The organism is Klebsiella sp. CN_Kp106 (genome assembly GCF_040064575.1).
GTDB classification, from domain to species: Bacteria; Pseudomonadota; Gammaproteobacteria; order Enterobacterales; family Enterobacteriaceae; genus Klebsiella; species Klebsiella michiganensis.
On sequence record NZ_JBEAIG010000017.1, the window covers coordinates 17,925 to 28,733 of the forward strand.

The window sequence follows — 10,809 nt, forward strand, 5'->3', positions numbered from 1 at the left end:
TTCAAAATACTTTCGTATTTTGTCGAGCACTGCCCGTGTTCAAAATGGCAAGTAAAATAGCCCTAATGGAGTGGGCTCTTAATGAAAATCATAGAAAGGAAGAGTGAATGACAACCCCTCAGCCCGATAAAACGGGCATGCATATTCTGCTCAAACTGGCGTCACTGGTGGTTATCCTCGCCGGTATTCACGCCGCGGCAGATATCATCGTGCAGCTATTACTGGCGCTGTTCTTCGCCATTGTCCTCAACCCTCTGGTCACCTGGTTTATTCGCCGCGGCGTGCGTCGCCCGGTCGCCATTACTATCGTAGTGGTGGTGATGCTGATCGTGCTCACCGCGTTAATTGGCGTACTGGCCGCGTCGGTTAACGAATTTGTCGCCATGATGCCAAAATATAATAAAGAGCTGACGGCAAAAGTCCTGCGGCTGCAGGAGGCGCTGCCCTTTTTGCATATTCATATGTCCCCGGAGCGTATGCTGCAACGCATAGACTCCGACAAGCTGATGACGTTCACGACCACCCTGATGACCGGGCTGTCCGGCGCCATGGCCAGCGTCGTTCTGCTGGTTATGACGGTGGTATTTATGCTTTTTGAAGTCCGGCATGTGCCCTATAAACTCCGCTTTGCCCTCAACAACCCGCAAATCCACATCGCCGGTCTTCATCGGGCGTTAAAAGGCGTTTCGCATTATCTGGCGCTGAAAACGCTGCTTAGCCTGTGGACCGGGGTGATTATCTGGTTAGGGCTGATGCTAATGGGGGTGCAGTTTGCGCTGATGTGGGGCGTGCTGGCTTTTCTGCTGAACTATGTGCCTAACATTGGCTCGGTGATTTCCGCCGTCCCGCCGATGATCCAGGCGTTACTTTTTAACGGATATTATGAATGCCTGCTGGTCGGCGCACTCTTTTTAGTCGTGCACATGATTATCGGCAATATTCTCGAACCCCGCATGATGGGCCATCGGCTGGGCATGTCTACGCTGGTGGTTTTCCTCTCGTTGCTGGTCTGGGGATGGCTGCTTGGACCGGTGGGAATGCTGCTGTCGGTACCGTTAACCAGCGTGTGTAAAATATGGATGGAGACCACCAGGGGCGGCAGTAAGTTAGCCATCCTGCTCGGGCCCGGGCGCCCCAAAAGCAGGCTACCGGGCTAGCCCTGCCGCTTCACCGGCCAGAAGATCGTCAGCACTCCGGCGACAATCAGCAGCACGCCCAGCAGCGATTGCCAGTGGAAAGGCTCATGCCAGCCGGGGAGCCAGATGGCGGCGGCCCATACCAGGATGTAGCTCAGGCTCAGCAGCGCGTAGGCTTTCGCCAGCGGCAGTTGATGCAGAGCGAAGTACCAGCAGACCATCGACAGCAGGTAACCCATAAGCCCGAACGCCAGGCCAAACGTGCCCGCACGCAGATGCAGCAGATGGTTGAGGAAGGTGAATATCTCCGTCAGCGGCGGGAGCTCGACCATCGCGCTGCGCAGCAGCAGCTGCGCGCCGCTCGCCAGGCCGACGCTGAACAACGCCCAGATTAAGCCCATCAGATACGGCTCCCGAGAATAACGATCCCAACGACGATGAGTCCCACGCCAAGCCAGTGGCGACGCGCGACCGGCTCGCGCCAGATCCCCCACGCCGCCAGCGTCACCCAGACGAAGTTCAGGCTCAGCATGGGATAGGCGATGCTGACCGGGATCGACTGCAGCACGCTAAGCCACAGCAGCATGCTGCAGCCGAGAGAGAGCAGCGCGAGCCCCAGCCAGCCAAGGATATGGTACCCGCGCCGCCCGGATTTGGACGGGCGGGTCGCCTGTTTCTGGCACAGCTGTCCGGCGCAGCTCAGCAGGCTGGCGAAAACCAGACAGATCCAGACGCTCATTGCGGCAGATACTGGATATACACCACGCGCCCAAGCTCGTAGGAGCTATCCGGTTTCGGTAGCGCTAAATCAGCCATACTTTCTCCTTTATCCATCAGCAGAACCAGCGAGACGGGGCCCTGTTGGCGGTGCGTCGCTAGCCAGTCAGCAAAATGGGCTTGATCGACAAACTGGTGCTGCGCGTCCGGCCAGGAGAGACCGTACTTCAGCTCGCCCTGCTTGTCGAACAGAATGATATCGCTGCGCTTGAGCTCCCACGACAGCCCGCCGGCGATACCGACGTTATTGGTCAACACGTAGCGGCTCGGGGTCAGCGATTCGCTGACGATATCCACCAGGAACTGCGGCTGCTTGCTGTCGATCACCCGATCCGGGATAGCGAAGCCCACCAGCAGCGCCAGCCCGAGCGGGCAGCAGGCGGCGAGGGTCCAGCGGCGGCCGTTGTCCTTCATCGCCAGCCAGCCCATCAGCGCCCAGCAGCCAAATATCAGCGCCGCCAGCAGGCACTTATAGAGTTCAATATGGCTCCATACCGGCTTGTGCATAATGCCCCACGGCGAAACTACCAGCACGGCGACCAGGCCAATCAGGCCAAAGGCCAGGTTGATCGCGCCGTTAATTTTCAGCGCCTTCGCCCCCGCCTTCGCCGCGTCCAGCGCGTAGCGCGCCATCAGAATCGACAGGGGAGCAAAACAGGGCAGGATATAGGTTGGGAGTTTACCCTTAGCAATGCTGAAGAACAGGAACGGCATCGCCACCCATCCGAGCAAATAGAGCGCACCGCGCGACTCATCGCGTTCGGTCCAGCCGCGCTTGAGCGCACCCGGCAGCAGCGCCAGCCACGGCAGGCTGCCGGCAATCAGGAACGGAATGTAGTACCAGAACGGCGCTTTATGCTGGGCATCTTTTTCCGCGAAACGCTGGATATGCTCCACCCAGAAGAAGTAGCGCCAGAAGTCCGGCTCGCGTTTGGCGATGGCAAGACCCCACGGCAGCACCACCAGCGCGCAGACGCCCACCGCCAGCCAGCCGTAAGTCAACACTTCGCGCCAGCGCTTACGCGCAATCACCCACGGTAGTACCCCGACCACCGGCACCGCCAGCGCGAGGAAGCCTTTGGTCATCACCCCCATCCCGCAGGCCACGCCGAGTAAAACATAGCCGAGAATTTTGCCGCCGCGGCTTTGGGCCTGCGCCGCGCCCCAGAAGCTGCACATCGCCAGCGCCATCCACATGGTGATCATCGGGTCGAGCACCGCGTAGGTGCCGATACCATAAACCAGCAGCGCGGTCAGGAAGATCGCCGGTGACAGGATCGCGACGCGTTTATCGCGGAAAAGACGCCATGCCAGCCAGGCGACCAGCAGAGCGGTGACGGTAATGGAAAACACCACCCCAAAGCGGACGGCAAAATTATTGTGGCCGAATAGCCACTGGCCGATGCTGTTGATCCAGTAACCGGCAATGGGCTTTTCAAAGTAGCGCAGCCCGAGGAAATGCGGCACCACCCAGTCGCCGGTCGCCAGCATTTCGCGGCTGATCTCCGCGTAGCGGGTTTCATCAGGCTGCCAGAGCAGGCGGAAGTTAAGCGGCAGTAAATAGTAGAGGACAAAAAGGGCGACCAGAGAGGCGCCGTAGCGAATGCTTTTCATCAAACACCCGAATTGAGTAATTGTTCACGTCCAAGCCAGCCTTCCCGGCCGGCCAGTTCACCACGAACCACTTTACCTCGCGGCAGCACGCTAAAATCGGCGGGCAGCAGCTGGCTTAGCGGGCAAAACCGGATCTCTTCCTGTGCGGCCATGGTCAGCAGTTCATCAAACTGCTCCGCAAAGGCGATGCCTTCCACTTCGGCATGGATGGTATAGACCGGCGTCCCCGCGTCGCGATGGATGCAGTCCAGCAGATAGCGGTTGAAGCCCGCACTATCCACCGCGTTGCCCACCACTTCATCCCAGGTCGGTAAGGTTACCGGGATCTGCACGGTTCCCGGCGCGCCGTTCCCCAGCTGCGGCAGAAAAGGCCCGGTCCCCCGGCAGTCGCTGTTATAAAGGAAATCGAAAGCCTCTTTGGCTTTGATCACCCGCTGATCGGCACGCCAGCCGGCAACGGCGGAACAGGTTACCGGGCGACCGATAATCCGCTCCAGCTCCAGCAGCCCGCGTTCAACCTCCAGCGTCAGCCTTTCCTGCGGCCAGACGCCGCTCCACGCCTGCCAGCTATAGTGATCCCAGGCGTGCAGGCCGACTTCATGCTCCTGCGCGGCGGCGCGGATAACGTCCTCATTCCCGGCGCCGATCCTGCGCCCTGGCCAGGCGGTACCGGCCAGCAGGATATCCCAGCCGTACAGCGACGCGGCCTTTGAGCGCAGCATCTTCCACAGAAACTTCGGTTTTATCAGGCGCCAGATATGGCGCCCCATGTTGTCCGGCCCGACGCTGAAAAAGAAGCTTGCCTGAATCCCGTGCTGGCTCAGCAGAGCCAGCAGCCGCGGGACCCCGTCCCGCGTGCCGCGAAAGGTATCGACATCTATGCGTAAGCCGACCTGTTTCATGATTTTCCGCTGTCCGTCAGCTCAACCGTGCGCAGGAAGAAGTCCAGGGTGTGTTCCACGGTCTCTTCCATTTCCACCGTTGGCACCCAGTTCAGGCAGCGCTTCGCGTTGCGAATGCTCGGCTTACGATGTTCGACGTCCTGATAGCCTTTACCGTAGTAATCGCTGCTTTCCACTTCACGGAACCCGGCAAACGGCGGGAAGCGGTCGCGCAGCGGATGGCGCTCAAAGCAGGCCAGCAGCATTTCCGCCAGCTCTTTGATACTCGCTTCGTTATCCGGGTTGCCGATGTTGATGATCTGCCCGTCGCAGCGGCCATCTTTGTTCTCAATGATGCGGAACAGCGCTTCGATACCGTCGCTGATATCGGTAAAACAGCGCTTCTGCTTACCGCCCTCAATCAGCTTGATCGGCGAACCTTCAACCAGGTTAAGGATCAGCTGGGTGATGGCGCGAGAGCTACCGATGCGCGCGGCGTTGAGATTATCGAGGCGCGGCCCCATCCAGTTAAACGGACGGAACAGGGTAAACTTCAGGCCGTTCTTATCGCCGTAGGCCCAGATCACGCGGTCCAGCAGCTGCTTGGAGACCGAGTAGATCCAGCGCTGTTTGTTAATCGGCCCGACCACCAGATTGGAGGTATCTTCATCGAAGTTATTGTCGGTGCACATGCCGTACACTTCCGAGGTCGACGGGAAGATGATGCGCTTATCGTATTTCACGCAGTCGCGGATAATCTTCAGGTTCTCTTCGAAATCCAGCTCAAACACGCGCAGCGGGTTGCGGGTATATTCGATTGGCGTGGCAATCGCCACCAGCGGCAGGACCACGTCGCACTTCTTAATGTGGTACTCGATCCACTCGGAGTGAATGCTGATATCGCCTTCAACGAAGTGGAAGCGCGGGTTGTCGAGGAAGCGGCTGATAGCGTCGGAGCCAATGTCCAGGCCGTAAATCTCGTAGTTGTCGTCCTGCAGCAGACGCTCGGTCAGGTGGTTGCCGATAAAGCCGTTCACCCCGAGGATCAGCACGCGGGTACGGCGCTTAATCGCCACCACCGGTTTGCTGCTCAGCACCGCGCCGGCAACCAGGCCAAGCGCCTGCGCCAGCTGCGTACCCTGCATATAAACGCCGCGCTCGGTCTGCCCGGTAACGATTTCTAACGCCCCTTCCTGGCAGGCGACCACCAGCGGCGCAACGGAGATCACCGTCCCCGCTTTGGCGGCGGCCAGATCGTGGCGCACGCGGGATTTCCAGACGATAAACTTGTTCGCGCCGGCGTAGCCGAACGCGCCCGGCCACGGATCGGAGACCGCACGGACGAGGTTGTGCAGCGTCTGGGCCGAGCGTTCCCAGTCGAGGCGACCGTCTTCCGGCGTACGGCGACCGACGTAAGTCGCCAGGCTTTCATCCTGGGCGCGCTCTTCGGTTTTGCCGTCGCGGATGGCGGGCAGCGCCTGAGCCAAAAGTTCCGACGCCGCGGAACAGAGCTTACGGTGCAGCGCCAGCGCCGCGTCATCCGCGCCGATCGCGACGCTTTTCTGCGCCACGATATTGCCGGCATCGGCGCGGTTAACCATACGGTGCAGCGTCACGCCGGTTTCGCTTTCGCCGTTCACCAGCACCCAGTTCAGCGGCGCGCGGCCGCGGTATTTTGGCAGCAGTGAACCATGCAGGTTAAAAGCCCCCTGCGGCGCAATATTCAAAATGTCATCGCACAGCAGGTTGCGGTAGTAGAACGAGAACAGCACGTCCGGTTTAATCTCACGGATACGTTCGATCCACAGCGGATGATTCACATCTTCCGGCGCCCATACCGGGATGCCTTGCTCAGCGGCAATACGCGCCACGGAGCCAAAAAAATGGTTTTCGCCAGGGTTATCCGGATGGGTAAAAATAGCGGCGATGTCATAACCGGCATCCAGCAGAGACTGAATACCTGCACAACCCATATCGTGATAAGCGAAGACTACGGCTTTCATGAACGATCTTCCTCTTGAGATGCCGTTTCCGGCTGGCGAACAACACGTTGAATAAAGTAGCGGGGGCGGGCGCGGACATCGTTATAGATGCGGCCGATATACTCCCCGAGCAGGCCCATCCCGACGAACTGGGCGCCGATAAACATGAACAGCACCGCGAACAGCATGAACACCCCTTCCGCCGCCCACTGGGGACCAAACACCAGACGCAGCACCACCAGCATCAGGCCGAAGGCGAAGCCCAGCAGAGCGATGACGCTGCCGAACAGGCTCAGCAGGCGCAGCGGCGTGGTGGTCAGGCAGGTCACCAGGTCATACATCAGGTTAATCAGGCGCATAAAGCTGTATTTGGAATCGCCGAATTCGCGCTCGGCGTGCATCACCGGGATCTCAACCGCCCGGCGGGCAAAAGTGTTCGCCAGAATCGGGATAAACGTACTGCGCTCATGGCAGTTGAGCATCGCGTCGATGATATGGCGGCGATAGGCGCGCAGCATGCAGCCATAGTCGCCCATCGCTTTACCGGTGGTGCGCTGGATCAGGCGGTTGATCATCTTCGAGGCGCTTTTACGGAAGAAGGTGTCCTGGCGGTTCTGGCGCACGGTACCGACCACGTCGTAGCCCTCATCGGCCTTCTCAACCAGGCGCGGGATCTCTTCCGGCGGGTTTTGCAGGTCGGCATCAAGGGTAATGATCAGGTCACCGGTAACGTGGCTGAAGCCCGCCATAATCGCCGAGTGCTGGCCATAGTTGCGGTTCAACAGGACCGCCACCACGTGGCTGCCTTCGGCCTCGGCGGCTTCGGTGAGCATTCGCGCCGAGTCATCGCTGCTGCCGTCGTCGACCAGCAGAATTTCATATTGCCGTCCGAGCGTCGCGCAGGCGGTGTCGGTGCGGCGGATAAGCTCCGGCAGGCTCTCCTGTTCGTTATACACAGGAATAACGACCGAGACCTTTTTCACGGGAGGATAGCTAAACATATCAACGTCCTGACAGCTGGTGCAGTGCGGAAATGACCCGAGTGACATCGTCATCGGTCATATCCGGGAACAACGGAATGGAACAAATGCGCGCGCTGTTCCATTCCGTATGCGGCAATGAAACTTCAGGGAAACGCTCGCGGTAATACTTTTGCGTATGGGCCGCGCGGAAGTGCAGGCCGGTGCCAATGCCCATGGCCTTCAGTCTTTCCATCAGCGCATCGCGGCTGATGCCGCAGGCGGCTTCGTCAACGCGGATAATAAACAGGTGCCAGGCGTGCTGATGCTCCCACGACGGCGCCACCAGCGGTCTGAAGGGCGTATCCGCCAGCTCGCGCAGATAGCGTTGCGCAATGGCGGCGCGGCGCTGATTGGCGTGGGCGAGCTTGTCCAGCTGCACCAGCGCCAGCGCGGCGTTGATATCCGCGAGATTGTATTTAAAGCCCGGCGAAATCACCTCCGCCTGCGGGGCGCGGCCCAGGGTCTGGCGGTCATAAGCGTCAACGCCGAGGCCGTGAAACTTCAGGCTGCGAATGCGCGCGGCCAGTTCGTCATCGTCGGTCACCACCAGCCCGCCTTCGGCGCAGGTCATATTCTTGATCGCATGGAATGAGAAAATGGCGGTACCGCGCCACCCGACGTGGCGGCCTTTGTAGTACGTCCCCGCCGCGTGGGCGGCATCTTCAATCACCGGAATAGCGTGACGCTCGCCAATCGCGCGAATGGCGTCAATATCCGCCGGTGCGCCAGCATAGTGCACAGGGATGATTGCTTTGGTTCGCGGGGTGATTGCCGCTTCAACCGCGTCGGGGGTAATCATCAGGTTATCGGGATCGACATCGATCATCACCGGGGTCGCGCCGAGCAGGCAGATCATGTTCAGCGTGGAGACCCAGGTCTGGGAAGGGGTGATCACTTCATCGCCCGCACCGATACCCAGCCCCATCAGCGTGACGTGCATGCCGCCGGTCGCCGAACTGACGGCGATGGCGTGACGGTTGCCGGTTAACGTGCAGAACGCCTCTTCCAGCGCCTGATTTTTCGGTCCAGTGGTGATCCAGCCCGATTGCAAAACTTCACGCAGCGCAGCCAGCTCTGCGTCGCCCATCGACGGGCGCGAAAACGGCAAAAAATCGCTCATCATGTTCCTGTTCTGTGAATGACCCGCGAAAAAACGGGTCGATAAGAAATATCCTGCACCTGCTGACCTAAACAAAATGAAAATGAAAGCGAAATCAGCCCGATGGCGCATTTCATTATTTTGTATTCAGATGTTATTAAATTTAGTCAGATTTGCTTAGGATAATATTAAGAAATTAATATTAATTAGATATGCATGATGATTTTGTTAAAAATCATTGAGATAGAGTGGAATTTATCGCAGAAAAAGGCGCTATAGCGTTCCCGCCGGACGGAGAAATAGCGGGAACGCATTGGCGAAAAGTAAACGGATGCTCAACCAGATTCCAATAAGCTATCTTTAAACATCGTTCAGCAAATATAAAAAATCCAGTCGAATCACGAAACTATTTCAAAATGATTACAGGTTGGCAGGAAAGTTGTCAGGTAATTCGTTAGCCGGGCAATTAATCACTTCGTCATTATCCGCACCGCAATCGCGCACAAAAGTGATGGTGGCAAACTCATCAATCACTTCTGTCGGATAAGCCGGACCGGCTTCACGATAAGAGACCATCAGCGGAATATGATCGTTCTGGAAGCAGACAGTTTTCTCCGGGTTATTCATTACCCAGCGCGGGAAAAAGATGGTGCCGTGAAACAGTTTGTCGCCGAGGTTAACGATCAGGCTCACGTCGGTACCGGTCGGTTCGGTCCAGGAAATTTTGTAGATGCTTTCGCCGACGCGAACGATATAAGCCTGCTGATCTTTCACCCAACGATTCGCGACGATACCGCTGTGAATACGATAATCCAGGGTGGTGCCGTTTTTAACGTAAATTTCGTAGTTCCAGCCATTATCGTAGGTATAAACCAGATGTTTGCCGATAAAACCGCTCAGGTCATGTTTGTCGAATGTGCTCATAATCTGTTCTCCTCTGTTTGTTGAGAACAAGCATACTGCTTTAAAAAATGGATGAATAACGCTATGTTTGGATTAAACTCATTCACTTTTTAGATGGATTATGCACAAGACTACGCTGGAACAATGGGCGCTGCTGGAGAAAGTTGTCGAGCTGGGTAGCTTCGCGAAGGCGGCGGACGAGACCCACCGCAGCCAGTCGTCGGTGAGCTATAATCTCGCGCTGTTGCAGGAGCGGCTGGGCGTCACGCTGCTGACGCCATCGGGCCGTCGCGCGGTGCTGACCCCGGCAGGCGAGCTGCTGCTCGGCCAGGTTAAGCCGCTGCTGCAGGCCTTCTCTTATGTCGAAACCCATGCCGCCACCCTGCGAGACGGCGCCCGGACCCGGCTGGATCTGGTGGTCGACAGCATTTTCCCACGCCAGCGGCTGTTCGCCATTCTGCGCCAGTTTCAACAGCGTTACCCGCAAACTCAGGTCAGGTTGACCGAAGTGCTGGAAAACGTTGAGGAAGAGCATCCGGCCCGCACCGAGGCGGACGTGATGGTGCTGACCCGCCGTCAGGATATTACCGGCCGCGGCGAATGGCTGATGAACATTGATTTTGTCGCCGTCGCCCATCGCGATCATCCACTCTCCGCGCTGACGGGGCCGCTGGACGACAGCGCGCTGGCCCCCTGGCCGCTGGTGCGCATCGCCGACCGCAGCAACGACCCGCAATCTTCCCGCGATGCATGGACGTTTTCCACTATTGATGCCGCCATCGATGCGGTGCTGTATCAGGTCGGGTTTGGCTGGCTTCCGGAAGAGCGCATTGGCCCACAGCTTCAACAAGGGGTGCTGAAGGCGCTGCCGCTGGGACACGGCGCGCGGCGGGCAACGCCGCTGCACCTGATCGTTAAGCGTGATTTAACACCTATTGATGAGCAGGTCGCCACGCTGCTGGATCTGTTCAGAGCGCCCTGATGGGCTTGTTTACCCGGCTCGCGCTGCGCTTAGCCGGGCTACAGATTCACTGCGGTCTGCTCCCGGGGGCGGCGCTTAACGCGCCTTGCCCGGGCTACAAGGTCCCCACCGTCTGCGAGCCGGTAGCCCGGACAGATGCGCAGCATCGCCTCCGGGAAATTCAGCCTCTCTGCGGTCTGCTCCCGGGGGCGGCGCTTAACGCGCCTTGCCCGGGCTACAAGGTCCCCACCGTCTGCGAGCCGGTAGCCCGGACAGATGCGCAGCATCGCCTCCGGGAAATTCAGCCTCTCTGCGCGCTGCTCCCGGGGGCGGAGCTTATCGCGCCTTGCCCGGGCTACAGGGTCCCCGACGTCTGCGAGCCGGTAGATACTGTGAACGCCTGCAACCATTTTTAGTTGCCGATACTTTCTCCG

The 10,809-nt window shown here is 58.7% G+C and carries 11 protein-coding genes; 3 read left to right on the forward strand and 8 right to left on the reverse strand.

Translation table 11 applies throughout. From position 1 onward, the window contains the following. The first annotated feature begins 107 nt into the window (after positions 1–107). Positions 108–1,157 (forward strand): AI-2E family transporter, encoded by a 1,050-nt coding sequence (locus ABLU96_RS10460; protein ID WP_009654337.1) that lies wholly within the window; start codon positions 108–110, stop codon positions 1,155–1,157. Here the strand turns inward: ABLU96_RS10460 and arnF are convergent. From arnF to ABLU96_RS10500, 8 genes are all read right to left on the reverse strand, one after another. Next, entirely contained in the window at positions 1,154–1,537 is a 384-nt protein-coding gene (gene arnF / locus ABLU96_RS10465) for a 4-amino-4-deoxy-L-arabinose-phosphoundecaprenol flippase subunit ArnF (protein WP_004855095.1), read from the reverse strand. The two genes, ABLU96_RS10460 and arnF, sit on opposite strands and share 4 nt — an antisense overlap. Further along, complete coding sequence (arnE, locus tag ABLU96_RS10470; RefSeq protein ID WP_014227121.1) at positions 1,537–1,875, reverse strand: 4-amino-4-deoxy-L-arabinose-phosphoundecaprenol flippase subunit ArnE; 339 nt, start codon at positions 1,873–1,875, stop codon at positions 1,537–1,539. Before arnE ends, arnF begins: the two co-directional genes overlap by 1 nt. After that, complete coding sequence (gene arnT / locus ABLU96_RS10475; protein WP_064378445.1) at positions 1,872–3,527, reverse strand: lipid IV(A) 4-amino-4-deoxy-L-arabinosyltransferase; 1,656 nt, start codon at positions 3,525–3,527, stop codon at positions 1,872–1,874. Before arnT ends, arnE begins: the two co-directional genes overlap by 4 nt. Beyond that, entirely contained in the window at positions 3,527–4,429 is a 903-nt protein-coding gene (gene arnD, locus ABLU96_RS10480) for a 4-deoxy-4-formamido-L-arabinose-phosphoundecaprenol deformylase (protein ID WP_014227123.1), read from the reverse strand. Before arnD ends, arnT begins: the two co-directional genes overlap by 1 nt. Beyond that, the gene (arnA, locus tag ABLU96_RS10485; RefSeq protein WP_032751591.1) at positions 4,426–6,411 is read right to left on the reverse strand and encodes a bifunctional UDP-4-amino-4-deoxy-L-arabinose formyltransferase/UDP-glucuronic acid oxidase ArnA; all 1,986 of its coding nucleotides are present in this window, start codon (positions 6,409–6,411) and stop codon (positions 4,426–4,428) included. The genes arnD and arnA overlap by 4 nt, the downstream gene beginning before the upstream one ends. After that, positions 6,408–7,391, reverse strand: coding sequence for an undecaprenyl-phosphate 4-deoxy-4-formamido-L-arabinose transferase (gene arnC, locus ABLU96_RS10490; protein ID WP_004126208.1), 984 nt, complete (start codon positions 7,389–7,391; stop codon positions 6,408–6,410). The genes arnA and arnC overlap by 4 nt, the downstream gene beginning before the upstream one ends. Position 7,392: 1 nt before the next feature. Continuing rightward, positions 7,393–8,532 carry a UDP-4-amino-4-deoxy-L-arabinose aminotransferase gene (gene arnB, locus ABLU96_RS10495; protein WP_064406113.1) on the reverse strand — a complete coding sequence of 380 codons (1,140 nt, stop codon included), beginning with the start codon at positions 8,530–8,532 and terminating at the stop codon, positions 7,393–7,395. 399 nt (positions 8,533–8,931) lie between these two features. Continuing rightward, the gene (locus ABLU96_RS10500; protein WP_025106840.1) at positions 8,932–9,438 is read right to left on the reverse strand and encodes a phenolic acid decarboxylase; all 507 of its coding nucleotides are present in this window, start codon (positions 9,436–9,438) and stop codon (positions 8,932–8,934) included. A gap of 97 nt (positions 9,439–9,535) precedes the next feature. On the opposite strand from ABLU96_RS10500, the gene ABLU96_RS10505 reads away from it, so the two are divergent. Next, a complete protein-coding gene (locus tag ABLU96_RS10505) occupies positions 9,536–10,396 on the forward strand; it encodes a LysR family transcriptional regulator (protein ID WP_046877710.1) in 861 nt (286 codons plus the stop codon). Beyond that, positions 10,396–10,791 (forward strand): hypothetical protein, encoded by a 396-nt coding sequence (locus ABLU96_RS10510; RefSeq protein ID WP_348862501.1) that lies wholly within the window; start codon positions 10,396–10,398, stop codon positions 10,789–10,791. Before ABLU96_RS10505 ends, ABLU96_RS10510 begins: the two co-directional genes overlap by 1 nt. Positions 10,792–10,809: the final 18 nt, after the last annotated feature.